Below are 26,919 nucleotides of genomic sequence, written 5' to 3'. Positions count from 1 at the left end.
TTTTTTACAAAGAAACGTATAAAAATACATTTATATCATTAATTATTCAATTTTGGGGTGACATAAGCATGAAAGGTTATTTAAATTTAGAAGATGGAGCCTCTTTTGAAGGAGATCTGACAGGAGAAGCTGGCATCACAGGTGAAGTGGTCTTTTTTACAGGTATGACAGGTTATCAAGAGGTGCTCACAGATCCTTCCTATAAAGGTCAGATCATTGTTTTCACATATCCGCTGATCGGAAATTACGGCATTAATCATGAAGACTTTGAGAGCAAAAAGCCTCAAGTAAAAGCGGTGGTTGTTTACGAGGCAGCAGAGCATTTTTCACATCATCTTGCAGCGGTCAGCTTAAAAGATTATTTACAAAAGTGGAATATTCCGCTTCTGACACATACAGATACGCGTGCAGTCGTGCAAAACATCCGGGCAAATGGAACGATGAACGCTGTGCTTAGTGTAGACGAAAACGAAACGCCGCCTGCAATGAAACAAGACAATGTCGTCGCACAGGTGACAGATAGCGAGATCTACACACAAGGCAGCGGTGAGGAACATGTGGCGCTCATTGATTTTGGCTTTAAAAAATCAATTGCAGATTCGCTTGCAGCGCGCGGCTGTAAAGTAACCGTCATTCCATATAAACAAATGGAAAAGGTGTTTGAGATCCAACCTGATGCGATCCTGCTGTCAAACGGACCTGGAGATCCGAAAACCATGACACCGTATTTAAAAACGATTCATGACATCATGATGACATTCCCGACACTTGGAATCTGCTTAGGTCACCAATTAATCGCTCTTGCACTTGGCGGAGATACGTATAAGCTGCCATTTGGCCACAGGGGAGCGAATCATCCTGTACAGGATACAGAATCCAAACGTGTCTTTATGACAAGTCAGAACCACAGCTATGTGGTGAATGAAAAAAGCATGAATGACAAAGAAGTGGATGTGAAATTTCTTCATGTCAATGATGGATCTGTAGAAGGATTCATTCATAAAGAAAAGCTGATTATGTCAGTTCAATTTCATCCAGAAGCACACCCAGGGCCTGCTGAAAGTGAATGGGTATTCGATGATTTTATTGAGAAAGTGAAACAAGCAAGGAGAGAAGTCGCACATGCCTAAAGATCAAAGCATACAAACCATTCTAGTCATCGGGTCTGGTCCAATCATCATTGGTCAGGCAGCAGAATTTGATTACTCAGGAACACAAGGATGTATGGCCTTAAAAGAAGAAGGCTACAAAGTCATCTTAGTGAATAATAACCCAGCAACCATTATGACAGATGAGTCATTTGCTGATGAAATCTATTTTGAACCGCTTTCAGTTGATTCAGTGACAAGAATCATTGAAAAGGAAAAACCAGATGGTCTTTTAGCCAACCTTGGCGGACAGACGGCTTTAAACCTTGCTGTCGAGCTAGAAAAAGCCGGAGTGCTGAAAAAGCATGGGGTGACTCTGCTCGGAACGTCAGTTGAAACAATTGAAAACGGTGAAGATCGAGAGAAATTCCGTGCTCTCATGAAGCATTTGAACGAACCTGTGCCAGATAGTGAAATTGTGGATAATGCGGAAGATGCTCTGCAATTTGCAAAAGAAGTCGGCTTCCCAGTTATCCTAAGACCAGCATACACACTTGGCGGTAAAGGCGGCGGAATCGCTCTAACAGAAGAGTCATTTAAGCCGCTCATTGAAGGAGCTCTTTTAGCGAGTCCGATTCACCAGTGTTTAGTTGAAAAAAGCATAGCTGGCTTTAAAGAAGTCGAATATGAGGTCATGAGAGACCGTCAAAATACGTGTATCACGGTATGCAACATGGAAAATATCGATCCAGTTGGTGTGCATACAGGAGACTCAATTGTCGTTGCACCTTCCCAAACATTAACGGATCAGGATTACCAAATGCTCCGTTCAGCGAGCCTTAAAATCATTTCAGCGCTGGATGTAGTCGGCGGCTGCAACATCCAATTTGCCCTTGATCCACTAAGTAAAGAATACTTTGTCATTGAGGTGAATCCTCGGGTCAGCCGTTCATCCGCTCTTGCATCAAAAGCAACAGGCTATCCGATTGCGAAAATGGCAGCTAAGCTTGCGGTGGGGTATACGCTAGACGAATTGAAAAACCCGCTCACAGGCACAACATATGCTAGTTTTGAGCCGGCACTTGATTATGTTGTCGTAAAATTCCCGCGCTGGCCATTTGATAAATTTAAACAGGCAGACCGTCAATTAGGCACAAAAATGAAGGCCACTGGCGAAGTCATGGCGATTGACCGAAATTTAGAATCAGCCATCCAAAAAGCAGTTGCATCACTTGAAATTAAAACGAAGGGCTTCCACCTGCCAGAACTGAAAGAGCAATCGACAGAACAATTATTTGAACTCATCAAAACACCAGACGATCGCCGGTTTTTCGCTGTCATGGAGCTTCTTTCAAGACAAGAAACGGTTGAAACGATTCATCAAACGACGAAAATCGATCGATTCTTCTTACATGTGTTCCAGAATATGATTACGCTCGAGCAAGAATTGAAAGATCATAAGGGGACGCTATCAAAAGATACCTTGAAAAAGGTAAAAGAAAAAGGCTTCCTTGATGAAACGATTGCTCTTCTTACGGGTCAAACGGAAGAGTCAATCAGGCAGCTCCGTCAAGAGTACGGGATTGCTGCTTCATTTAAAATTGTCGACACATGTGCGGCGGAATTTGATGCAAAAACGAATTACTTCTATTCCACCTACTTTGGCAAAAGCGATGGTGAGCATCAAGAAAAAACAAAGCAGCGTGCCCTTATCATTGGCTCTGGTCCGATTCGAATCGGGCAGGGGGTCGAGTTTGATTATAGTGCCGTTCATGGCGTTCTTACTTTGCAAAAGCTTGGATTTGAAACCATCATGATGAACAACAATCCAGAAACAGTCAGTACTGATTATGAGATTGCAGATCGTTTATATTTTGAGCCGATTACATTAGAGCACATCCTAAACGTTGTGGAAGCAGAACAAATTGATTTTGTCATTGTCCAATTTGGCGGACAGACTGCGATTAACGTCGCAGAAGGCTTAGAAAAAGCCGGTGTCACGTTGTTAGGTACGTCCTTTGCTACGCTGGATGCACTTGAAGACCGTGATTTATTCTATCAGCTTCTTGATGAACTGAATCTTCCTCACGCAAAAGGAGATACGGCTCATTCAAAAGAAGAAGCACTCGTACATGCGAAAAGCATCGGTTACCCTGTATTAATTCGCCCATCGTATGTCATTGGTGGAATGGGAATGATCGTTGTTCAGTCAGAAGCACATTTGGCGTCACTGCTGGATCAGCCAGATCATTTGCCATACCCAATCTTAATTGATGAGTACGTTACTGGAAAAGAAGTTGAAGTGGATCTTATTTCTGACGGAAAAACAGCCTTCATTCCAACGATCGTAGAACATATTGAGAAAGCGGGCGTGCACTCAGGTGACAGCTTTGCCATTTTACCAAGCATCTCGATCAGTGAAGACATCAAACAGCAGGTGCATACCGCGTCTGAACAAATAGCGAAGAAATTAGCGTTCAAGGGCATTATGAATATCCAATTTGTCATCAAAGGTGATCAGGCGCTTGTATTAGAGGTGAATCCGCGGGCAAGCCGGACTGTTCCAGTCGTCAGTAAGGTAATGGGCATTGATATGATCCCAATGGCCACTCAATTATTAGCTGGTGCGGCGCTTGAAGAGCTAAACCCTGCAACGAAAAACAAAGGGGGGACAGCGGTCAAATTCCCAGTGTTCTCATCCCATGCCATTCAAGATATCGACCTCAAGCTGACACCTGAAATGAAAGCGACAGGAGAAGGAATGTGTGTAGGCAAGAACGCCGAAAGCGCCTTGAAAAAAGTATTTGCGCCGATCTGGAAGAAAAAAGGAAGCCTCTTTATACAAGGCAGTGAGCAATTGATAGATGAAGCAAAACAAGCAGGCTTTGACATCTGGACTGGTAGCTTTGAATCCTGGCTGCAGAATGAAGATAAATCCCTTCATATTCATTTAGGAGAAGATGAAGAGGCAAAAGAGCAGCGTGTAAAAGCACTCACACACAGCGTTCAAGTCCTAACCGAATATGAAACTGTTCAAGCATTCCTGCAAGGAAAAAATGGAGATGTGTCACCAGTATCGCTCCATGAATTATATAAAAAGGAAGTGACGGCATGAGTCAAGTCGACGTACAACCGACATTATACGGAAAAGACTTTTTATCGTTAAAAGATTTCTCAATCCATGAGATTGCTTATTTAATTAAAAAAGCGGAAGAAATGAAGCAAAACCCATATCAAGATTTATTCAAAGGGAAAACGTTGGCAATGATCTTTGAAAAATCTTCGACTAGAACCCGTGTCTCGTTTGAAGCGGGAATGACGCAGCTAGGAGGACATGCGCTCTTCCTCAGCTCAAATGATTTGCAAATTGGCAGAGGTGAAACCATCAGTGATACAGCGCAGGTGCTGTCTGGCTATGTCGACGGTATTATGATTCGAACCTTTGAGCATGAGAAGGTTGAAGAGCTTGCACAATACGCGTCCATTCCAGTCATTAATGGATTAACTGACTACTCACATCCATGTCAGGCACTTGCTGATTTATTAACGATTAAAGAAACAAAAGGGACGTTAAAAGGAATCAAAGTCGCCTATATCGGTGACGGAAATAACGTGGCTCACTCCTTAATGGTCGGCTGTGCGCAGCTAGGCTGTGACATTGCTATTGCATCACCAAAAGGCTATGAACCACTTCAAGAAGTAACAGACACTGCCCGTGAGTTTGCGAAACAATCAGGCACAGAAGTGACCGTGACGACAGATCCTGTCGCAGCTGTAAAAGATGCAGATGTTATTTATTCAGATGTGTTTACAAGCATGGGGCAGGAGGCAGAAACAGAGAAACGACTTGCTGAATTTAAAGAATATCAAATCAATGACGAACTGATGAGTCATGCAGCAAAGGACTATATTTTTCTTCATTGTCTCCCGGCACATCGCGGTGAAGAAGTGACGGCAGATGTTATTGACGGGCCGCACTCAAAAGTATTTCAGCAGGCAGAAAACCGCCTGCATGTGCAAAAAGCGTTAATGAAAGAACTCATGTATCAACCATCCAAATAATTCAAAGTGTCCCTGACTCGTATGAGCAGGGACTTTTTGCATAAAGGATTGGAGAGGCAAGGGACGGGACATAATAACATCAATCGAGAAAGGAGGATGAAAATGGGTCAGCAGCATCAATTTAAATCAGGGAATAAAGCACCTAATAATGGTGTGTATATCGAGATCGGTGAAACTGGCAGTATGGTGAAAGATCCTTTAAAGATTAAGCTTAAAGCAGGCGATGTCTTTCCTGATAACTCGAACCATAATCGGGTTTGGACTTACCAAAGAAAGCCGTAAGCAATTGACTAAGAGTCATAAGGAATAAGTCTTTAGAGGCATGTGTCATGCCTCTTTTTTCTTTATAATAAAAAGCAATTAAGTTCCAATTTTCAAATAAATAGTATGGAAATTAAACTAAAATGTATAATTGGAAAATATTGTTGAAAGGATTTGTGTGATGGAAAAGATGAATCTCAGTGAAAGTGTTTGGAATAAACGCTTCACCTCATTATTCATATCAAGACTCATTAAAAACACAGGGGAAAGTTTTGCTTTTACATCCGTCCTTTGGCTATTGATTTTAAGAGGGGATGGAGCGCTCGGTACAGGACTTCTTCTAGCAGTAACTGTTCTCCCTTCATCATTGTTAGCCCCAATATTAGGACCTCTTATGAAAAAGCACCATTTGTCTAAATGGATGTTCGCTTCAGATGTTGTTCGAGCAACAATTGTACTCATTATTCCACTTTTGCACTTTTCGCATCTATTGCCTCTATGGTTATTGATTTCATTAATGGTTATTCAATCGGCAACAGGTGCAGCGTATAATCCAGCTTCTGTAGCGATCTTACCGCAGATTGTTCCAAAGCATCTCATTCAAAAAGCAAATGCGATTCTGCAATCTTCCTTTGAGATTGTCGCACTTGCAGCAGTCATGGTGGCTGGTCTTTTGGTTAAATTGATTGGACCTGCTGATACCCTGCTGATCACCACTGCTTTATTTGTGATTTCTGGCCTGTTTATTATCGGGGTCAAGCTGAAGAAAACCGATGAGGAAAAAGCAGCAGGCATTAAACAAGCGAAGAATACATATTTGTATAACTTAAAAAGAGGGTTTCTCGTTGTCAAAAACCATCACATTTTATTTGCACTCACACTGTATTGTATCTTAATGAATGTCGCAGCTGCTCCGTGGCAGGCGCTCTCAGCGGTATACGTAGCAGAAGCGCTGCAAAGCGACTCCATGGTGTATTCCATTTTAAGGGGCGTTGCCGCAGTTGGCGCGTTTATGATGGGCTTTGCTCTAGCGAAGGTCAAAATTAAGAGATTTGGTTTGTTCTTTATTGTCGCTGGCATGATTGAAGGGGCTGCGTTCTTTATTACAGGGATGAGTACATGGCTGCCGGTCGTTCTGCTTGCTTCCTTTATTTTCGGAGCTGCTGTCAGTGCGATTAATGTACCGGAAATGGTCATTATTCAAACGTCTGTTGACCAAGAGGATCAGCCGCAAGTATATGCTGTGATCAATGCTTCATCAAATGTCTTTCTCCCGCTTGCAGCTGTCGTATCAGGCGTTCTGGCAGAAAGATTTGGAGCGGGACCTGTCATTGCTGGCGGAGGAATCCTTGAGATTTTATCAGGTATCGCGATCTTCCTGTTTACAGGGCTTGCGAAAAGCCATTTGACAGCGGACAAACAAAAGTCCGAAACCGTCGAGGTGTAAACGATAAAAAACCCCCTGTATGTTTAGACAGGGGGTTTTAGCATGCCGCTTTTTAATCACGCAGAAAAAAAGAAAAAAGAGCTAAACATCATTTTAGCTCTTTTTTCACAAATCGTTTTTGCATATTAAGAGTGTTTTGTTGAACTTTCCGTTTCTTTCATTGGACTTACTTCAGCAAAGATGAATAAAATAACCGTAAACACAACTGCAAGAATGGAAGTGAGCGTAAAATCATAAGCAGCTCCATTCATAGAGGCAACGATGTAACCAGCCATATGTGTCAGCAGAAAAGTCCAAATGAGGGTGATAATATAATGCATAATCCCACCGTCCTTTATGTAACAATCTATTGATTATCATACCATAGATGCAAGTGAAGGGAAAAGACTGTTTTCCGCCTTTATGTGACCATTTTGAGACCTTCTGCTATAAAAATAAAAAGAATTCTTCTGTCTTTAGGGGATTTCCTTATTCCTACAAGAGTAGTTGTTCATATCATAGAAAGCAGAATCACTGAAAGGAGGCTGGCCATATGGGTGTAAGCGAACGTTTTTTCCAGCTTGGTTCCCAGTGGAACATCATTCATCTTCCTCAAAAACCAAATGGCTTTGGCATTCTAATCCTCGGTGACCGAAATCACTTTGTGCAGGAAAATACATCATTCTGGCTTCAGCATTATGGAAGAAACCAGCTTTTAACTGCCTTAAAGGATGAAGGATATACATTGTTTAATAGTCATCTTCATGGGAATCACTGGGGATGCGAAGATGCTGTTTTTAGTGCCAAGCAGCTCGTGCATCACACACTAAAACAAGAAATATTAAACCGGGAAATTCATGTGCTCGCAGAGGGAATGGGTGCACTTGTTGCCATGAGCCTCGCTGAGGAGATGCCTGAAGTGCTAAGGTCCATTGCGATGGTGAATCCATGTCTGCATCTGGGTGCACAACGAGACAGAGAAAAGGAGCACAAATTCTTTTATAAGCAGCTGATCAAAGAGTTAGCAGAGAGCTATGGCTGTTCTGAAAAGGAAGCTGAAACGTATCCACTGCCTTCTTGCCCTGTTCATTCTGCTCATGTGCCGATTCATATATGGCAAAGACTAAACGGCGCACCTTATGCATATGAACTTCACGCAAAGCCTTTTATTGATCAGCATATGAAGAATCCAGAACATTGTCAGATCGATCTCACACTGCATATGTTTGATCATCCGAGAAGAATCTTTCAATCCATTCACAAGTTTTATAAATCGCATGAAAGAGAATTGTGATGAATAGGATGATAACAGCCCTTCATAGAAAGGGCTCTTCTTTTTATTCGATATTAAAAAAGGGGACATGAACATGGAAACAGGACTGATCATAGGGGCAGATGAGTTTTTTGGCCTGACACTTTGTGAATATATGATGAAAGAGGGCATCCAAGTGGATATCACGCGTCCTCATGATCTTAAAGAAGAGCAAAAGGGACTGTTAGAAGAGCGGATGATGTGGCTAGGCAGAAATGATCTCGTACGTGTCATTGACCTTCAGGATAGCAAAGACACGTATGACCTCATTTTTATTCAATCAGAGGAACCACATAACAGGCAGGAAGACATCAAAGCAAAGCATGGCATGTACCGGATTCTTTTTGATAAACCTGAAAACGAATCAGCAAAACAGAATATGCCGGCAGTTATTCTTCCTCACATGTTCGGACCATGGACATTCAATGAAGATCAAACAAAGCGTGCTGATTCATTTTTTGTAGAAGATGTGGCAAAGGACTTGTTAAAATGGGCATCGGACACAGGTCAAAGACAGGACATGACGCATGAATTGAAGGTAGAAAGCGAAACAGATGTCAAACAGGCAGAAGACATGATTGCGGAATGGAAAAGACAAAACTCAACATTTTTCGACAAAAAGCAAGAATGATCTTCCATCTTATCTTTTTTCAGTATAAAATAAACCTATATTTAACATACAGGTTCATCACTGCATGTTGCAAAAGGGAGTTGAACATGGCATGAAGTACCAGCGGCTTGTCATGATCTTTTCGTTCCTTCTTCTATTATCTGCCTGCTCGCAGGCACCTTTAAAAGGAAAAATTGAGAAGGTGGGTTTACTCGTCCCCGATACGATTAATGATCAAGTTTGGGGAACGAAAGGTTATAAAGGCTTATTAAGTATCCAATCAACATTTGGTGTAGATGTTTATTATAAGGAAGGAATGGTCGACAAGGAGAAAATCGTTGATGCCATTGAAGAATTCCATAAAAAAGGAGTCAATTTAATTATTGGCCATGGCAATGAATACAGTGAAATTTTTAACTTGATCAGTGAAGATTATCCAAACATACAATTTATTACGGTCAATGGAAACAAGCCTCAGGCGGGCAATGTCACAAACGTGACGTTTAAAGGTGAAGCGATGGGCTTTTTCGGAGGCATGACAGCTGCACATATGTCAAAAACCAAAAAGATTGGTATTCTTGCTACATATGATTGGCAAAGTGAGGTAGACGGCTTTATCAAAGGGGCAAAATATCAAGATGAACATGTACAAGTGTTAGCAGAGTTTGTCGAAAACTGGGATGATGCTGACAAAGCGGTGGAGCTCTATCAAAAATTAAAAAAGCAGGGCGTTGATGTTGTGTATCCAGCAGGTGATGGTTATAATATCCCTGTCATTGAACAAATCAAAGCCGATAATTTATCAGCGATCGGGTATGTCACCGATCAATCCAACCTTGGAAGTCATACGGTTTTAACGAGCACTGTCCAGCATGTTGATAAAGCGTACAGCATCATTGCAAAGAAATTTAATGAAGGCAAGCTAAATGAACAAGGTGAGTACTCCTTTGATTTTAAAGAAGGAGTGATCGAGATGGGGAAATTTAGCACCACCATTGACGACGCTTTTGTGAAAGACATTGAAAGTGATATTGCGTCTTACAAAAAAACTGGCAAACTGCCAAATGAAAAGTGAGGAGACGACGATCATGCAGCACGAAAAATCGATGGAATTTTTACAAATTGCCATGAAGTATTTTCCGCAGGCAAAGGAAGAATTAGATAAAGCAGGGATTCAGCTTGAGCCTGAAGCGCTTCAGCCGCTGCTAACATTATTTACATCTGTCATGCAGGAAGCATACGAGCTTGGAAAAGCAGATGCAGAATCAGAAAAAGCCACAGAATAGTGGCTTTTTTTTATGATAATTTTTTCTTGAAGGCACTAATCATAGGACCAACATCTTTAAACACAGGCTTCAACTCATCGATGGAGTTCATAATGTTTCCAATTTGATTCATGACATGCATGTAGTCAATTGAGTCATCACTTGAAGATGTCTCCGCACGTTCCTCCTTTGCCTCTGACTTACTTTTCTCCTTTTCAATCGGCTGTCCAAACATCATTGCTGAGAAAATATCTTTTTGCGCCATATCACATGTTCCTTTCTACTATTGGTATATATCATTAATCTATGAAAAAAGTGAGAGGAAAGGTTAGACGTTTGTATTGCCAAGAAGAAAAAAATAAGGTAAAATTAGTACCAGATACTAATATAAGATCACAATATCACATGCTCGTATGAGTAAAAGGAGTCTTATTCAATGAATGCTGGAATTATTGGCCTTGGCCGCTATATACCTGAAAAAGTATTAACAAATCATGATTTAGAAAAAATGGTTGAAACTTCTGACGAGTGGATTCGTACTAGAACAGGTATAGAAGAAAGAAGAATTGCATCTGATGATGTCAATACATCTCATATGGCGCTTGCTGCTGCAAAAAAAGCATTAGCTGACGCAGATGTGGCTGCAGAAGATATCGATATGATTCTTGTGGCGACAGTCACGCCAGATCAAGCATTTCCGACAGTCGCTTGTATGATTCAAGAGCAGCTCGGTGCACATAAAGCATGTGCAATGGATATTAGCGCTGCGTGTGCTGGCTTTATGTATGGGCTTGTTACTGGAAAACAATTTATCGAATCAGGAACTTACAAACACGTGCTTGTCGTCGGTGTTGAAAAACTTTCTCGCATTACCGACTGGGATGACCGCAATACAGCTGTTTTGTTTGGAGATGGAGCTGGAGCTGCTGTGCTGGGAGAAGTCAGCGAAGGCAAAGGAATTCTATCATTTGAACTCGGAGCAGATGGAAGCGGCGGGAAGCACTTGTACTTAGATGAAAAAGATCATACAATCATGAATGGACGAGAAGTATTTAAATTTGCTGTAAGACAAATGGGCGAGTCAAGTGTAAACGTCATTGAAAAAGCTGGACTATCAAAAGAAGACGTTGACTTCTTGATCCCGCATCAAGCAAATATTCGCATTATGGAAGCAGCACGCGAACGCTTAGAGCTGCCAGTTGAAAAAATGTCGAAGACTGTCCATAAATATGGAAACACATCAGCAGCTTCTATTCCAATTTCACTATGTGAAGAAATCGAAGCCGGAAAAATTCATGACGGCGATGTGATTGTAATGGTTGGTTTTGGCGGCGGATTAACTTGGGGCGCAATCGCTATGCGATGGGGCCGATAAAAGAGTGGGGTGCACAAATTAATGGATAAGAAACGAGTAGTTGTTACAGGATTAGGTGCTTTGACACCACTTGGCAACGATGTAGAGTCAACATGGAAAAATGCTTTAGCGGGTGTATCAGGGGTTGGACCGATTACACGTGTCGATTCAAGTGAATATACCGCAAAAGTAGCAGCAGAACTAAAAGATTTTAACATTGAGGATTACATGGAGAAAAAAGAAGCGCGAAAAATGGCACGCTTCACACAATATGCTGTCGTTGCTGCTCAAAAGGCGCTCGAAGATTCACGTCTTGAAATCACAGATGAAATTGCACCGCGTGTTGGTGTATGGGTTGGATCTGGTATTGGCGGACTTGAAACATTTGAAGAGCAGTTCGAAGTGTATTCAAATAAAGGGGCAAGACGCGTCAGTCCATTCTTCGTCCCAATGATGATTCCTGATATGGCGACAGGCCAAATCTCTATTGCACTTGGTGCAAAAGGAGTTAACTCTTGTACAGTGACAGCATGTGCAACAGGTACAAACTCAATTGGTGATGCATTTAAAGTCATTCAGCGCGGAGATGCAGATGCAATGATCACAGGCGGAACAGAAGCGCCGTTAACAAAAATGTCGTTTGCGGGTTTCTGTGCGAACAAAGCCCTTTCGACAAATCCTGATCCAAAGACAGCAAGCCGTCCGTTCGACAAAAACCGTGACGGATTTGTCATGGGTGAAGGTGCAGGGATTATTGTACTTGAAGAACTTGAGCATGCGTTAAAACGTGGTGCGACCATTTATGCTGAAATCGTTGGATATGGTTCAACTGGAGATGCCTACCATATTACGGCGCCAGCTCCAAACGGTGAAGGCGGCGTCCGTGCAATGCAAGAAGCGATTCGAGATGCAGGTTTGTCTGTGGAAGACATTGATTATATCAATGCCCACGGAACAAGCACACCTTACAATGATAAATTTGAAACAATGGCGATTAAAGAAGTGTTCGGAGAGCATGCGAACCAGCTTGCAATCAGTTCAACAAAATCAATGACAGGTCACTTACTTGGCGCAGCAGGCGGAGTAGAAGCTATTTTCTCTGTTCTTGCGATTAAAGACAGCGTCATTCCTCCGACCATTAATCTTGAAACACCGGATGAAGAATGTGATCTTGATTATGTAGCAAATGAAGCACGTTCAAAAGAAGTACAAGTTGCTTTAAGTAACTCACTTGGTTTTGGCGGGCATAATGCGACAATTATTTTCAAAAAATACGAAGCGTAATACTTCCTGAGAAAGCGGCGGTCGATAAACAGATCGCCGCTTTTTTGCATATGATGAAAATGGAGGTGTTCAGCGGTATGGGTCTGATCAATACACAATATCTCATTCATCAATCATCATCATTTCAGGAGCTTGCGGCGCGCTTTGTTCCTTATTTTAAAGGGGCAGAGGAAAAAGAATGGTCGTCTATCCTCGCTCACCTGCAGCATCACGGGATGGTTCGGTCTTGGAGCTCGTGCAAAAACATGATCGACAAGCTCAAGGAAAAAGGGTACTTCAAGCTTGTCATGAAAGAATACCAAACGCTTCAAAAGCAGTGGAAAGGCCCTGACATTCCCGTATTTATTTTACCTGTCAACGAGAACAGCAGAGAAATCAGAGAGCAATTTTATTATCAATCCGGCATGGCATTTGATGACAAGGTCTTTCTTTTTTTGTCTCCAAATACCCCGAAGGAGCGAATCGGTACATTGCTGACTCACGAGTATCACCATGTATGCAGGCTGCATTTTCTCTCAAAAGAAGAAAAAGACTTTACATTCCTCGATACAATCATGATGGAGGGGCTCGCTGAATATGCTGTGTATCATAGATATGGTGAAAGCTATACAGCGAAATGGACCACCTTCTATAGCGAATCCCAGCTTCAGCGCATGTACAAGAAATGGGTATCCAGTCATCTTGATCAAAAAGTCCAGGACGACGAAAGGCTGATACAGAATCTTCTTTATGGAAAAGGAAACTACCCTAAAATGCTTGGTTACGCCACCGGGTTTTATATCGTGAAAAAATATTTTAATGAGCACCGAATCAGCGAGGAGTCTATGATTGCAGAGCCGTCAGAAACTTTTTTAAAAGCGATAGAATCAAAAAGTGAGTAATTCATATAAAAAGAGACATATTACAAATTTACTAAATACTTCTTGATTTCGTCATAGCGATGTAATAATATACAAATAATTCTTTTTATTTTAAAAAGACGGAATATTCAGGTTCAATTCTATTGATCTATGGAGAAAGGGGCGAATGAATGAGCACGCTGCTTGAAGTGCAAAACTTAAAAACATATTTTTTTCGAAAAAAGGAACCGATACCTGCTGTTGATGGCGTTGATTTCAGCATCAACAGAGGAGAAACTGTCGCATTAGTCGGTGAGTCTGGATCTGGCAAAAGCATTACGTCCTTATCCATTATGGGTCTGATTCATGGAACTGGTGGGAAAATTATGGACGGTTCTATCAAACTTGATGGAAAGGACCTTGTTACATATAGTGAAAAGGAATTATGCAGCATCCGTGGTAATGAAGTATCTATGATCTTTCAGGAACCCATGACCTCACTTAATCCCGTCTTAACCATCGGAGAACAAATAACAGAAATCCTCATCTATCACAAAAAATTTTCAAAAAAAGAAGCGGTCAAAAAAGCGGTTGATCTGCTGAAGCTTGTTGGTTTTTCCCGTCCGGAGCAAATCATGAAAGATTATCCGCATCGATTATCAGGCGGCATGCGGCAAAGAGTAATGATTGCCATAGCGCTCAGCTGTGATCCGAAGCTTCTCATTGCAGATGAACCGACAACAGCCCTGGATGTGACCATTCAAGCACAGGTCCTCACATTAATGAAAGATTTATGCTCTACCTTTGGTACTTCTATTCTTCTTATCACACATGATTTAGGTGTCGTGTCTGAAGTAGCAGATCGAGTGATTGTCATGTACTGCGGACAGGTTGTTGAAAATGGAACCGTGGAAGAGTTGTTTGAACAGCCGCTTCATCCTTACACAGAAGGGCTGCTTGAATCAATTCCTGTCATTGACGGAGACATCCAGCCGTTAACAGCCATCAAAGGAAATGTTCCTGCGCCAGATCAGCTTCCAGCCGGCTGCCGCTTTGCTCCTAGATGTCCGCAAGTGAAGGAACGCTGCCTGGGTGAACTGCCTAAGCTGAGAACATTTGAAGATGGCAGAAGCGTCAGATGTTTCTTATATGAGGAGGCAGATCAAACATGACCCTTGCTCAAAATCAAACACAAATAACGGAATTACCAGAGAAAGAAACGATTCTTGAACTGAAACAGATTCGAAAACATTTTCCGATTAAAGCGGGTGTCTTTCAGAAAAAAGTCGGTGCAGTAAAAGCTGTTGACGGCATAGACTTGAAGATTTATAAAGGTGAAACGTTAGGTATTGTCGGGGAGTCAGGATGCGGTAAATCCACATTAGGACGGACGATGATTCGTCTATATGAACCAACTGACGGTCAAATCTTTTTTAAAGGGCAAGACATCACGCGCGTATCAGAATCAAAGCTAAGACAATCTACACGAAAAAACATCCAAATGGTTTTTCAAGATCCCTTTGCATCACTCAACCCTAGAAAAACACTTCGAAGCATCATCAAAGAACCCTACAAAACACATCACTTATATTCCTTAAAAGAAAGAAATGAAAAAGTAGAACAGCTTTTATCAAAGGTAGGCCTTCATCCAAGCTTTGCGAACCGCTATCCCCATGAATTTTCAGGCGGGCAGAGGCAGCGAATCGGCATCGCTCGTGCGCTTGCCATGAATCCCGACATGATCATCGCAGATGAGCCTGTATCAGCACTTGATGTATCCATTCAGGCGCAGGTCATTAATCTAATGGAGGAGCTTCAGGAGGAATTTGACCTTACCTATCTATTTATCTCTCACGATTTAAGTGTGGTCAGGCATATTAGCGATAGAGTCGGCGTCATGTATCTCGGCAAAATGATGGAGCTTGCCGATAAACATAGTCTGTACGATGAACCGCTCCATCCATATACACAGGCTCTGCTTTCTTCCGTTCCTGTCACCCGTAAAAAAGGGCAGGTGAAAAGAGAACGCATTATGCTGCAAGGCGACCTGCCGAGTCCTGCAAATCCGCCAAAAGGCTGCGTCTTTCACACAAGATGCCCGCATGCGAAAGAAATCTGTAAAGAAAAAGTACCAGCATTTCAGGAGTTAAAAACGAACCACTTTGTTGCCTGCCACCTCTACAACGCTTGATCAAGCTTGTATGATCTCATCTTTGAGAGGGGGGATGAAACAGGAATCGGTCATTATTTTTAAAAAAAGATAGGGGGAATTGTCTATGAAAGTTAGAAATAGAAAGTCCATTATGATCAGTTTACTGCTGATTTTTACATTAATCCTTGCTGCTTGTTCTAGTGGAAATAAAACGTCAGGAGACAGTGGAAAGAAATCCACAGGTAAACCTGTACAAGGCGGCGATCTTGTCATCGGTTCTATTGCAGAGCCAACATTATTTAACTCGCTGTATTCTACAGATGTGGCAAGCTCTGATATTGAAGAAAGAATCTACAGCTTCTTACTTCAAACAGACGGAAAGCTGAACCCTCAGCTATCGCTGGCAGAGGATATTAAAGAATCGGATGACGGCAAGCAGTTTGATGTCACCATTAAAAAAGGTGTGAAGTTTCATGATGGTGAAGAACTGACTGCTGATGATGTTGTGTTTACATACAGCATTCCAATCAATAAGGACTACAATGGGGAGCGCGGATCAGGCTTTGAAGTATTAGAGTCTGTTAAAAAGACAGGGGACTACTCGATCGAATTCAAGCTCAATAAAAAAGATCCTTATTTTTATAATGTTACATTAGGAAGCTACGGCATTTTACCTAAGCATATTTTAGGTGATGTGCCTATAAAGGATCTCGGTGAAAACGAATTTAACCGAAAAAAACCAATCGGTTCTGGTCCATTTAAATTTGCAGAGTGGAAAGAAGGAGACTACGTCAAACTAGAAGCCTTTGACGATTATTGGGATGGACGCCCATACCTTGATACCGTCACGATTAAAACGATTCCTGACCAAAATGCAGCCATTGCTCAGCTGTCAGCAGGCGATATTGATTTCTTTGCTGTACCAGGAGCAGAGCTGCAAACAGCTGAAAAAGTCAGCAACATTAAAATTGAATCTGACCTAGGCCTGAATTATTCATACATTGGCTGGAACCAGAAAAATGAACTTTTTAAGAGTAAAAAGGTTCGCCAAGCGCTGACGCATGCCATTGATCGTCAAACGATTGTTGACCAAGTGTTAGATGGAGACGGCAAAGTAGCTAACATTCCAGAAAGTCCGCTGTCCTGGAACTATCCAAAGGATGAAAGTGTTCCAGTATTTGAATTTGATCAAGAAAAAGCCAAAAAGATGCTGAAAGAAGAGGGATGGGAGGATACAGATGGAGACGGCTATCTTGATAAGGATGGCAAGAAATTCTCCTTTGTCATAAAGACCAACCAAGGAAATAAAGTTCGTGAAGATATCGCTGTCGTTGTCCAGCAGCAGCTCAAAGAAATTGGTGTGGAAGCGAAGCCGCAAATTGTGGAATTCAGTGCACTCATTGAGCAGACGACACCGCCTAAATGGGATTATGATGCACTGCTGCTCGGCTGGAGCCTTGCGACATTCCCTGATCAATTTAGCATCTTCCACTCAAGCCAGTCAGAAAAAGGCTTAAATAACATCTGGTATAAAAATAAAGAGGTCGATAAGCTGTTAGTCGATGCTAAAAAATTAAGCGATCGAAAAGATTATTCAAAGGCATATGAAAAAATTTATAAACTGATCGCAGAGGATCAGCCATATACGTTCCTTTACTATGCTAACTCACATCGCGCTATGCCATCTAATCTTCAAGGCTATTCTTACCACCCGAAAGATGAGTATTACAAAATCGAAAAATGGTGGCTTGAACAGTAGGCTGATAGTGAAGAGGGGGAGGATTCTCCCCTTTCACCGTGAGAACAATTCCTTGCATTTGGTGTCCGGTCTTTGCGTGGTGCTAATCGCGCTCTGCATCAGCACGAGAATTCAAGGAGGGTTATATCACGCTGAAAAGAAGACAAAGGGCTAAAATAACTTCATTTTAGCCTTTTTTTCACAGAATGGCGATCCGATGAAAAAGGAGTTGTGCATATGGTTACATATATCATTAGAAGGACATTGCTCTCTATTCCTATTTTATTAGGGATTACCATTTTGTCCTTTGCCATTATGAAAGCAGCACCAGGCGATCCGATGTCACTCATGATGGACCCTACCATTAGTGCGGCAGACCGGGAAGCCTTTATTGATAAGTACGGCTTGAATGATCCTGAATATGTGCAATATATGAAATGGCTTGGCAATATGCTTCAAGGTGACTTTGGCACATCCATTGTCAAAAAGGGAACGCCCGTGGCAGATTTGATTTTTGCCCGGCTGCCAAATACCCTCATCCTCATGATTTTTTCTACATTAGTTGCCCTGCTGATCGCCATCCCATTTGGTGTTCTTTCAGCAAAACGTCCGTATACAAAGCTTGACTACGGGATTACGGTTACATCTTTTATCGGACTGGCTATTCCAAACTTTTGGTTTGGTCTTATCCTCATTATGGTTTTATCCGTGAACCTAGGGTGGTTTCCGACTGGTGGAGTCTCTACCTTGAATGCCGATTTTAATGTGTTTGATCGGCTCCATCACATTATTTTACCTGCCTTTGTTTTAGCAACGGCTGATATGGCAGGGCTGACCAGGTACACAAGGTCAAGTATGCTTGATGTCATGAGGCAGGATTACATTCGCACCGCAAGAGCGAAAGGCTTTAGAGAGAACAAAGTTATTTTTAAGCATGGTTTAAGAAACGGTCTTATGCCTGTCATAACGATTTTCGGATTGATGATACCATCCTTTATTGGCGGCGCAGTTGTGGTGGAACAAATCTTCACATGGCCTGGACTTGGAAAGCTTTTTATTGATTCTGCCTTTTCGAGAGATTATCCGGTCATTATGGCGATGACCGTTATTTCCGCAGTGCTCGTGGTGGTGGGAAATTTAATAGCGGATATTTTATATGCGATCGTTGATCCGCGTATTGAATATTAGAAGGGAGCTGAAGTACAATTGGCACAGCCTAATATGGGAACACCTCCTGTTGATATCAAATTAAAGGAGGGCCTTCCGCCAAAGCCAGAGACGATGCTGCGTTTATTTTGCGAGAAATTTTTCAAAAATAAATTGGCGGTTGCCGGCTCCGTGATCTTATTGGTCATTATTTTTTCTGCCATTTTTGCTCCAGTGATCGCTCCATATGCACCAGAGCATCAAGATTTATTGAAGCGGCTCCAGCCGCCAAGTGCTGAGCATTTTATGGGCACAGACAAGTTTGGCCGCGATATTTTCTCAAGGGTGCTATATGGCGCGCGCGTTTCTTTATTGGTCGGTTTCGTCTCGGTGGTTGGTGCAATCACTATTGGAACTGTCGTTGGCGCGGTCGCGGGGTATTTCAAAGGGTTTGTTGATTCCTTGTTAATGAGGTTTGTGGATGTCGTGTTGTCGATTCCAGATATTTTTCTATTGATCACGCTCGTCACCATTTTCAAACCGGGCATTGATAAATTGATTTTAATCTTTGCTCTGACTGGCTGGACAACAACCGCCAGGCTCATTCGCAGTGAATTCTTATCACTTCGAACAAGAGAATTCGTACTCGCGGCAAGAACCATTGGAACGAAAAATCATGTCATCATCTTTTCGCATATTTTACCGAACTGTATCGGTCCTATTATTGTGTCAGCTACATTAAAAGTAGGCTCTGTCATTTTAGCTGAATCAACGCTCAGCTACCTTGGCTTTGGTATTCAGCCACCAACGGCAAGCTGGGGCAACATGCTGCAAGATGCACAAAATTTCTCGATTATGGTGCAAGCGTGGTGGTACCCGCTTTTCCCAGGTTTACTCATTTTGCTGACTGTTTTATGCTTTAATTTTTTAGGAGATGGGCTGAGAGATGCGCTTGATCCTAAAAAGCTGAAGTAAAGTTTTTAGGGCTCTGCGTGCGCTCTCCGTTTCCTGAATGAAATAAAGACACGAAGCCGTCATTCATCCAGTTTTAAGTTTTGATAAAGTTGGAATAATTTCTCTATCCCTTGCCCATACTGTGGACAACAGTTTTTATAAAGTGAGGGATTGGTTATGTTATTTCTTCATGACGTATGGGTGAATTGGTTTGAAGGGGAAGAAAATGGCTACAATGTGTGTCATTTTCATGAGTGGCGTAAGGAGGACAGCGTTGAGCTGTTAGATCAAGTGCCTTTACTTAAGGTGCAGAGTCCTTTGTTTGATTACATAGAGAATGATCTTTCAGAGCTGCCAAAGACGCTGCTAGAGTCTGTATTTGAGAAATCATATATTCGAAAAAATCATGAGCGCCGTAAATTAGAGTATTGCTTTGTAGTCACAGACGGCATACGAATCATTGCCGTGGATACGATTGGCTATTCCATTCCAGTGAGAAAAAGCCGCTTGATCCCAAGGCAGGAGCAATTGGTCTATGAAATGGTGAAAGATGTGAAGGCAGAAGAATATGAATTCTCTAAGGGCAGTCTTGAATCGACGAAGGAGTACCACATTCTATCACTGCCGCCGCAGCATATCAGCGGATTAACGAGAAAAGAAAGACAGCTGAAGCAGCTGATGTTTATGGCGCTCGATCAATTAAAGGGGCTCCAAAACAGGGCGGAGATTGCCTATTGGTATACGGAATGGAACCCGCGCATGTACAACCAAATCAAACGAATGTCATTCGAAGAGATTTGGAACATGCTTTACAATGAAACGATTGATGGATGGTCAGAAAATCATTTAGCCTTCTGTGAAAAAATGATTAAAGGACAGCCGTTTTTCGAAAAGCTTTGGGAAATGGAAAACGAATCAAAAGTAAATTAGAAAAAGCTTGCAGCGGGAGTGCTGCAAGCTTTTTTTATTTGCGTTTTCTGCCAAGACCCATCGCATTCTCCATTTTTTTCAGCATTTTGTTTGCTGTGCGGTTTGCTTTTTCAGCACCTTCGTCTAGAATACGGTCAAGCTCGTCTGATTCAATGAGTTCATAGTATCGATCTTGAATTGGTTTTAAAGCATCAACGACAACGTTCGCAAGATCTCCTTTAAACTCACCATATCCTTTGCCTTCGTACTTTTGCTCCAGCTCTGCAATGGATATGTTGCCTAATACAGAATAAATTGTCAGCAAGTTGGCAATTCCAGGCTTGTTCTCTTTGTCATATTTGACGATGCCTTCTGAATCCGTCACAGCACTTTTAATTTTCTTTTCAAGCTGCTTTGGTTCATCTAATAAGGTAATGAAGGATTTTTGGTTCGGATCGGATTTGCTCATCTTTTTCGTTGGATCTGTTAAAGACATAATCCGAGCGCCTTCTTTTGGAATCTTCACTTCAGGCACAGTGAAAATGTCATTGTACTTTCGGTTAAAGCGTTCAGCAAGCGTTCTAGTCAATTCAAGATGCTGCTTTTGGTCTTCTCCAACAGGAACTAAATCAGTACTATATAATAAGATATCGCCAGCCATTAAAGGAGGATATGTTAATAGGCCTGAAACAACCGCTTCCTTACCAGCGGATTTGTCCTTAAATTGGGTCATTCTTTCTAATTCCCCAATATAAGCAACACATTGCAGCATCCATCCTGCCTGGGCGTGAGCAGGTACTTCTGATTGGATAAACAATGTCGCCTTCTCTGGATCAAGTCCAACAGCTAAATAAAGAGCTGCTAAGCTTCTAATATTTTGGCGGAGAGCTAATCGGTCCTGACTCACCGTAATCGCATGCTGATCCACGACACAAAAATAGCCATCATAGTCATGCTGCAAATCGACAAATTGCTTCATTGCTCCAATATAGTTCCCTAATGTGACAGAACCGCTCGGCTGAATGCCTGAAAAAATTGTCTTCTTTGTCATACTAAAACCTCTTTTCTTCAATATAAAAAGGCCCACCCGTCACTTTTCAACAGAAAAGGGACGAATGAACCGTGGTACCACCCTTGTTATTTCACATAGAAATCACTCAAGACGTTGATAACGGAGACTGCTCCGTCTAAGCCTACTCACTTTTTTAATAGTGTTCGGTTAGCTGCTCCAAAGCCCATTCCATACATGCCATTATCTGCTCACACCGGCCGCAGACTCTCTGTCAATGGTGAATATATGTACTCTTCTTTTTCATCGCAACAATATGTCTATCTATTATAAAGGATGACCATGAAAAAGTCACGAAACCATTATGTGACCTTCTCATCATGCCTATAGACACTTAAAATTTTAGATAAAATAACAAATATCTGTCAGAATTTTTTAAAAAAGGATGATTAATTATATGTATAAAACATTATTCCTGCTCAATTTGTTTAATTATTTTAATCAATTTACGCTTTAATTTGTTGAAGTGATTGAGACTTTAGTTTATAAAAATCCCTCTTTATCCCCATTTACGTTTTTAAAAAATATATGAAATTGATATTGCAATAAATTATTCTATTCATTATAATGAATTTGTTCACACGTTTGTGCTAGGCTCTTTACATAGTGAAAATTCAGAAAAAACAAAAGAAATAGAAAGTAAGCTATTTAGGGACTTTTTTACGCTATTTCTTAAATCTGAATCTCATCTTCTATCGAGACCTTTGAACTAAAAACATATTATAAGGGGGAATACAGTTGAAAAAGCGTTGGTCTGTTGTTACTTTAATGCTTATTTTCACACTTGTATTAAGCGCTTGTGGTTTCAGCGGAAACAAATCAGGCGACAGCACGAGCAGTTCTGGAGAGGCTAAAACAACATTAAATGTGAATATCTCCACTGAGCCTTTTTCTCTACATCCGGGATTGGCAAATGATTCAACTTCAGGTAGTGTCATCCGTCAGACTTTTGAAGGATTAACAAGAATTAACGCTGAAGGAAAGCCAGAAAATGCAATGGCTTCTGATATCAAAACAAGTGCTGATGGTAAAACTTACACATTCACACTTCGTGATGCAAAATGGTCTAATGGTGACCCTGTTACAGCTAAAGATTTCGAATATGCTTGGAAATGGGCATTAGATCCTAAAAATGAATCTCAATATGCTTACCAGCTTTACTATATTAAAGGTGCTGAAGCAGCGAACAAAGGGAAAGCGAAAGTTGCTGATGTTGGCATTAAAGCTAAAGACGACAAAACGCTTGTAGTTGAGCTAGAGAACCCAACACCGTTCTTTACTGAACTAACTGCATTCTATACGTATATGCCAATCAACAAAAAAGTGGCTGAAAAGAATAAAAACTGGTACACAAATGCTGGTGAAAACTACGTATCTAACGGACCATTCGTTCTTTCTAAATGGAAACATGGCGGTTCTATCACTCTTGAAAAGAACAATGAATACTGGGATAAAGATACTGTGAAATTGAAAAAAATCAACATGTCTATGATCAAAGATACAAACACTGAGCTTAGCATGTTCAAAAAAGGCGAGCTTGACTGGGCTGGTTCTCCAACTGGAAGCCTTCCAACTGAGTCTTTAAAAACATTGAAAAAAGAAGGCGGTCTGAAAATCCAAACGATCGCTGGTATCTATAACTACAAATTCAACACAAAAGTAAAACCTTTAAACAATGCAAACATCCGTAAAGCCCTGACATACTCAATCAACCGTCAAGCGATCGTTGACAAAATTACGCAAGGTGAGCAAGTGCCAGCAATGGCAATCGTTCCTCCAACAATGGAAGGATTCACTGATAACAAAACTGGCTACTTCAAAGATCACGATGTAGCAACTGCTAAAGAGCTTCTTGAAAAAGGTGTGAAAGAATTAGGTTATAAGTCTGTTTCTGATCTTCCAACATTGAAACTTTCTTACAACACTGATGAAGGCCACCAAAAGATTGCACAAGCAATTCAAGAAATGTGGAAAAAAGATTTAGGTGTGAAAGTTGAACTTGATAACTCTGAGTGGAACGTATACATCGACAAAATCCACAGCGGAGACTACCAAATCGGACGTATGGGCTGGTTAGGTGACTTCAACGATCCAGTGAACTTCCTTGAGCTTTACAAAGATAAAGACGGTGGAAACAACGACACTGGATGGGAAAGCAAAGAGTACAAACAATTGTTGAATGATTCTGCAAAAGAAACAGATAAAACAAAGCGTGAAGAAATGCTGAAAAAAGCAGAAGAAATCATCATCAACGATATGCCTGTAGCACCAATTTACTTCTACACTCAGCTTTGGGTACAAGATCCAAAACTTAAAGGTGTAGTTGTATCTGGACTAGGTGATGTTCAATACAAATGGGCACATTTCGAAAAGTAAGAGTCATAGTGTAAGAGATCTACGGCAAGGATCTTAAGGTATATGGAGGATGTCTCTCCATATACCTTTCTTGCTGATTAGAGAAATTGTTGTAAAATCATGGAGGTGCAATTCCGTTGCTTAAATATATCGGTAAGCGATTAATATATATTTTAATCACACTGTTTGTTATTGTAACTGCAACTTTCTTTCTCATGCAGGCAGCACCTGGTGGTCCATTCTCTGGAGAGAAGAAACTTCCTGCTGAAATTGAAGCAAACTTAAACGAGCACTACGGATTGGACAAGCCCTTATTTGTTCAATATGTAAGCTACTTAGGTTCAGTTGCAAAATTAGATTTTGGTCCCTCATTTAAATATAAAGGACAAACCGTAAATGACTTAATCAGTTCTGGATTCCCCGTTTCCTTTACCCTCGGAATTGAGGCAATTCTCCTCGCATTAGCATTTGGTGTATTGTTTGGGGTCCTTGCAGCGCTCTATCATAACAAGTGGCAAGACTATACGATTGCCATTTTAACGATCTTTGGAATCTCAGTTCCAAGTTTCATTTTAGCGGCGCTACTACAATATGTATTTGCATCTGAGGCAAGCATTATAGCGATCTTCCCAGTTGCAGGATGGGAGTCTTGGGCCAGCACCGTACTACCTTCTATTGCACTTTCCTTCATGCCAATGGCATTTATCGCTAGACTTGCACGGTCAAGTATGCTTGAAGTACTAAATAGTGACTATATTAGAACGGCTAGAGCGAAAGGATTAACAAAATCAGCTGTGACGATCAAACACGCCATCCGAAACGCATTGTTGCCTGTTATCACATACATGGGACCAATGGCTGCTTCAGTTTTAACAGGTAGTTTTGTCGTTGAGAAGATATTTGGTATTCCTGGATTAGGCTCTCACTTTGTCACAAGCATTACAAACCGTGATTACACCGTCATCATGGGTGTTACAGTCTTCTACAGTATTATTCTATTAGTCAGTATTCTAGTCGTTGACGTTCTCTACGGTATTATCGATCCTAGAATTAAACTGACGAAGGCGAAGAAAGGGGTCTAACACATGGAAGAGATGAGAAAAGATTTATTTGTGCCTGCGACAGCTGACGCAGCAGAATCTGAAAAAATTTCTAAACCTAGTCTATCTTTATGGAAGGATGCCATGCTTCGCTTCCGTGCCAATAAACTTGCAATGGTTGGACTCACAATCATTTTTATTATTGTGATGCTGGCCATCTTTGTTCCGATTTTTTCTAAATATGATTACTCCACGACTGATTTGCTGAATGCTGACCAGCCGCCTTCAAAAGAGCACTGGTTTGGTACAGATGATTTAGGACGTGACATGTTTGTCCGTACATGGGTCGGGGCAAGAATTTCGATCTTCATCGGTCTTGCTGCAGCGCTCCTTGACGTGATCATCGGTATAATCTGGGGAAGCATTGCTGCATTCAAAGGCGGCCGTACAGATGAAGTGATGATGCGTATTGCAGACGTTTTATGGGCAATTCCAACACTATTAATGGTCATCTTAATGATGGTTGTTCTTCCTAAAGGATTATTAACGATTATCCTCGCCATGACAGTCGTAGGCTGGATTAACATGGCGCGTATTGTTCGGGGACAGGTTTTACAATTAAAGAGTCAAGAATACGTTCTTGCAGCACAAACATTAGGTGCGAAAACATCTAGACTTTTATTTAAACACTTAATTCCAAACTCAATGGGACCAATTCTTGTGACAATGACATTAACGATTCCTTCTGCTATTTTCACAGAGGCGTTCCTAAGCTATCTAGGGCTTGGTGTACCGGCTCCGTTAGCGAGCTGGGGAACAATGGCGTCTGACGGAATTCCAGCCATGACGTACTACCCTTGGAGATTATGGTTCCCAGCCGCATTTATCTGTATTACAATGTTTGGTTTTAACGTGGTTGGAGACGGACTAAGAGACGCTTTAGATCCGAAGTTGCGTAAATAAGGAGTGATTAGGATGGAACGTGAACGTATTCTAGAGGTGAAAGACCTTGCAATCTCATTTAAAACATATGGTGGAGAAGTTCAAGCCATTCGTGGTGTGAACTTCCACTTAAATAAAGGCGAGACACTTGCTATTGTAGGTGAATCTGGCTCTGGTAAAAGTGTGACATCACAAGCGATCATGAGACTAATTCCGATGCCGCCGGGTTATTTCAAGCGCGGACAGATCCTGTTTGATGGCCAAGATATTGTCAAGAAAACCGAGAAACAAATGCAAACCATTCGAGGAAAAGACATCTCAATGATCTTCCAAGATCCGATGACGTCTTTGAATCCAACGATGAAAGTCGGGAAGCAAATTACAGAAGTGCTGTTCAAGCATGAACAAATTTCAAAAGAAGCGGCTGAAAAAAGAGCCATTGAACTATTGGAGCTTGTAGGAATTCCAATGCCTGAAAAAGAATTAAACAATATCCGCACGAATTTAGTGGCGGGATGAGACAAAGGGTTGTCATCGCCATGGCGCTTGCAGCAGATCCAAAGCTGTTGATTGCTGATGAGCCGACGACTGCGCTTGATGTAACAATTCAAGCACAAATTTTAGAATTAATGAAAGAAATTCAGCAAAAGGTTGAAACTTCGATTATCTTTATTACGCATGATCTAGGTGTTGTTGCCAACGTCGCTGATCGTGTAGCTGTTATGTATGCAGGACAGATTGTGGAGACAGGGACTGTTGATGAAATTTTCTACAATCCAAAGCATCCGTATACATGGGGACTTTTAGCATCAATGCCGAGTCTTGACACTGATGGCGGAGAAGAAGGAAAGCTGACTGCCATTCCAGGAACACCACCAGATCTGACAAACCCGCCGAAAGGAGATGCATTTGCACTCCGCAGCGATTATGCAATGAAAATTGACTTCGAACAAGAACCGCCAATGTTCAAAGTATCAGATACGCATTATGTGAAATCATGGCTACTTCATCCAAATGCACCTAAAGTTGAACCGCCTGCTTCTGTAAAGGCGAGAATGCGTGAACTAGAAGGTAGCTACGAAAAACCTGTATTAGTAAAAGAGGGTGAATAGC

General features: G+C 41.5%; 24 protein-coding genes, 1 pseudogene and 1 other annotated feature. Of the genes and pseudogenes, 22 read left to right on the top strand and 3 right to left on the bottom strand.

Annotated features, from left to right (window positions below):
• Positions 1–68: 68 nt before the first annotated feature.
• From V6Z54_RS01955 to V6Z54_RS01935, 5 genes are all read left to right on the top strand, one after another.
• Complete coding sequence (locus V6Z54_RS01955) at positions 69–1,130, top strand: carbamoyl phosphate synthase small subunit (protein WP_075611235.1); 1,062 nt, start codon at positions 69–71, stop codon at positions 1,128–1,130.
• On the top strand, positions 1,123–4,203 hold the full coding sequence (locus tag V6Z54_RS01950) for a carbamoyl phosphate synthase large subunit (RefSeq protein WP_338527638.1): 3,081 nt from the start codon (positions 1,123–1,125) through the stop codon (positions 4,201–4,203). Before V6Z54_RS01955 ends, V6Z54_RS01950 begins: the two co-directional genes overlap by 8 nt.
• Positions 4,200–5,150, top strand: a complete 951-nt coding sequence (argF, locus tag V6Z54_RS01945; RefSeq protein ID WP_075611237.1) for an ornithine carbamoyltransferase — start codon at positions 4,200–4,202, stop codon at positions 5,148–5,150. Before V6Z54_RS01950 ends, argF begins: the two co-directional genes overlap by 4 nt.
• 102 nt (positions 5,151–5,252) lie before the next feature.
• Positions 5,253–5,432, top strand: coding sequence for a YjzC family protein (locus tag V6Z54_RS01940; protein WP_008348517.1), 180 nt, complete (start codon positions 5,253–5,255; stop codon positions 5,430–5,432).
• Between the two features lie 160 nt (positions 5,433–5,592).
• Entirely contained in the window at positions 5,593–6,858 is a 1,266-nt protein-coding gene (locus V6Z54_RS01935; protein ID WP_024426491.1) for an MFS transporter, read from the top strand.
• A 125-nt stretch (positions 6,859–6,983) separates the two neighbouring features.
• Here the strand turns inward: V6Z54_RS01935 and V6Z54_RS01930 are convergent, their stop codons facing one another.
• Positions 6,984–7,178, bottom strand: coding sequence for a YjzD family protein (locus V6Z54_RS01930; protein WP_003211779.1), 195 nt, complete (start codon positions 7,176–7,178; stop codon positions 6,984–6,986).
• A 212-nt stretch (positions 7,179–7,390) separates the two neighbouring features.
• Between V6Z54_RS01930 and V6Z54_RS01925 the strand changes: the two genes are divergently transcribed.
• The 4 genes from V6Z54_RS01925 (at position 7,391) to V6Z54_RS01910 (ending at position 10,045) form a co-directional block, all read left to right on the top strand.
• Complete coding sequence (locus tag V6Z54_RS01925; protein ID WP_073979849.1) at positions 7,391–8,131, top strand: hypothetical protein; 741 nt, start codon at positions 7,391–7,393, stop codon at positions 8,129–8,131.
• 73 nt (positions 8,132–8,204) lie between these two features.
• Positions 8,205–8,780: a nad binding enzyme gene (locus tag V6Z54_RS01920; protein WP_073979848.1), complete on the top strand. Its 576-nt coding sequence runs from the start codon at positions 8,205–8,207 to the stop codon at positions 8,778–8,780.
• A gap of 91 nt (positions 8,781–8,871) precedes the next feature.
• Complete coding sequence (locus tag V6Z54_RS01915) at positions 8,872–9,834, top strand: BMP family ABC transporter substrate-binding protein (RefSeq protein ID WP_073979847.1); 963 nt, start codon at positions 8,872–8,874, stop codon at positions 9,832–9,834.
• A 13-nt stretch (positions 9,835–9,847) separates the two neighbouring features.
• On the top strand, positions 9,848–10,045 hold the full coding sequence (locus tag V6Z54_RS01910) for a ComZ family protein (RefSeq protein WP_024425054.1): 198 nt from the start codon (positions 9,848–9,850) through the stop codon (positions 10,043–10,045).
• A 10-nt stretch (positions 10,046–10,055) separates the two neighbouring features.
• Here the strand turns inward: V6Z54_RS01910 and V6Z54_RS01905 are convergent, their stop codons facing one another.
• Positions 10,056–10,289 (bottom strand): hypothetical protein, encoded by a 234-nt coding sequence (locus V6Z54_RS01905; protein WP_039177793.1) that lies wholly within the window; start codon positions 10,287–10,289, stop codon positions 10,056–10,058.
• A 171-nt stretch (positions 10,290–10,460) separates the two neighbouring features.
• On the opposite strand from V6Z54_RS01905, the gene V6Z54_RS01900 reads away from it, so the two are divergent.
• The 9 genes from V6Z54_RS01900 to V6Z54_RS01860 all read left to right on the top strand — a co-directional run bounded on the left by V6Z54_RS01900 (position 10,461) and on the right by V6Z54_RS01860 (position 20,421).
• Positions 10,461–11,399 carry a beta-ketoacyl-ACP synthase III gene (locus V6Z54_RS01900; RefSeq protein WP_024425052.1) on the top strand — a complete coding sequence of 313 codons (939 nt, stop codon included), beginning with the start codon at positions 10,461–10,463 and terminating at the stop codon, positions 11,397–11,399.
• 21 nt (positions 11,400–11,420) lie between these two features.
• Positions 11,421–12,662 carry a beta-ketoacyl-ACP synthase II gene (gene fabF, locus V6Z54_RS01895; protein ID WP_039177794.1) on the top strand — a complete coding sequence of 414 codons (1,242 nt, stop codon included), beginning with the start codon at positions 11,421–11,423 and terminating at the stop codon, positions 12,660–12,662.
• Positions 12,663–12,739: 77 nt separating this feature from the next.
• Entirely contained in the window at positions 12,740–13,543 is an 804-nt protein-coding gene (locus V6Z54_RS01890; protein WP_073979846.1) for a DUF2268 domain-containing protein, read from the top strand.
• A 149-nt stretch (positions 13,544–13,692) separates the two neighbouring features.
• On the top strand, positions 13,693–14,673 hold the full coding sequence (locus tag V6Z54_RS01885; RefSeq protein ID WP_039177799.1) for an ABC transporter ATP-binding protein: 981 nt from the start codon (positions 13,693–13,695) through the stop codon (positions 14,671–14,673).
• The gene (locus V6Z54_RS01880) at positions 14,670–15,692 is read left to right on the top strand and encodes a dipeptide ABC transporter ATP-binding protein (RefSeq protein ID WP_041089820.1); all 1,023 of its coding nucleotides are present in this window, start codon (positions 14,670–14,672) and stop codon (positions 15,690–15,692) included. The genes V6Z54_RS01885 and V6Z54_RS01880 overlap by 4 nt, the downstream gene beginning before the upstream one ends.
• A gap of 85 nt (positions 15,693–15,777) precedes the next feature.
• Positions 15,778–17,412: a peptide-binding protein gene (locus V6Z54_RS01875; RefSeq protein WP_041089822.1), complete on the top strand. Its 1,635-nt coding sequence runs from the start codon at positions 15,778–15,780 to the stop codon at positions 17,410–17,412.
• 216 nt (positions 17,413–17,628) lie between these two features.
• On the top strand, positions 17,629–18,579 hold the full coding sequence (locus V6Z54_RS01870; protein WP_034621771.1) for an ABC transporter permease: 951 nt from the start codon (positions 17,629–17,631) through the stop codon (positions 18,577–18,579).
• A gap of 33 nt (positions 18,580–18,612) precedes the next feature.
• Positions 18,613–19,512, top strand: a complete 900-nt coding sequence (gene opp4C, locus V6Z54_RS01865; protein WP_080772319.1) for an oligopeptide ABC transporter permease — start codon at positions 18,613–18,615, stop codon at positions 19,510–19,512.
• 156 nt (positions 19,513–19,668) lie between these two features.
• Positions 19,669–20,421, top strand: a complete 753-nt coding sequence (locus tag V6Z54_RS01860; protein ID WP_073979845.1) for a YjbA family protein — start codon at positions 19,669–19,671, stop codon at positions 20,419–20,421.
• A 34-nt stretch (positions 20,422–20,455) separates the two neighbouring features.
• Here V6Z54_RS01860 and trpS read toward each other — a convergent pair whose 3' ends face one another.
• The gene (gene trpS, locus V6Z54_RS01855; RefSeq protein ID WP_305960965.1) at positions 20,456–21,451 is read right to left on the bottom strand and encodes a tryptophan--tRNA ligase; all 996 of its coding nucleotides are present in this window, start codon (positions 21,449–21,451) and stop codon (positions 20,456–20,458) included.
• A gap of 53 nt (positions 21,452–21,504) precedes the next feature.
• Positions 21,505–21,725, bottom strand: a binding site (T-box leader).
• 482 nt (positions 21,726–22,207) lie between these two features.
• Here trpS and V6Z54_RS01850 point away from each other — a divergent pair.
• From V6Z54_RS01850 to V6Z54_RS01835, 4 genes and pseudogenes are all read left to right on the top strand, one after another.
• A complete protein-coding gene (locus V6Z54_RS01850) occupies positions 22,208–23,845 on the top strand; it encodes a peptide ABC transporter substrate-binding protein (protein WP_059374935.1) in 1,638 nt (545 codons plus the stop codon).
• Between the two features lie 116 nt (positions 23,846–23,961).
• Positions 23,962–24,906, top strand: coding sequence for an ABC transporter permease (locus V6Z54_RS01845; RefSeq protein ID WP_047201795.1), 945 nt, complete (start codon positions 23,962–23,964; stop codon positions 24,904–24,906).
• A 3-nt stretch (positions 24,907–24,909) separates the two neighbouring features.
• Positions 24,910–25,827, top strand: coding sequence for an ABC transporter permease (locus V6Z54_RS01840; protein WP_048238483.1), 918 nt, complete (start codon positions 24,910–24,912; stop codon positions 25,825–25,827).
• 3 nt (positions 25,828–25,830) lie between these two features.
• A pseudogene (locus V6Z54_RS01835) lies at positions 25,831–26,918 on the top strand (ABC transporter ATP-binding protein).
• Position 26,919 lies beyond the last annotated feature (1 nt).

This window comes from Bacillus sp. MAG717A, assembly GCF_036884855.1.
Lineage (GTDB): Bacteria > Bacillota > Bacilli > Bacillales > Bacillaceae > Bacillus > Bacillus safensis.
Note: the sequence above shows the minus strand (reverse complement) of the source record. Positions and strands in the feature narration are given on the sequence as shown.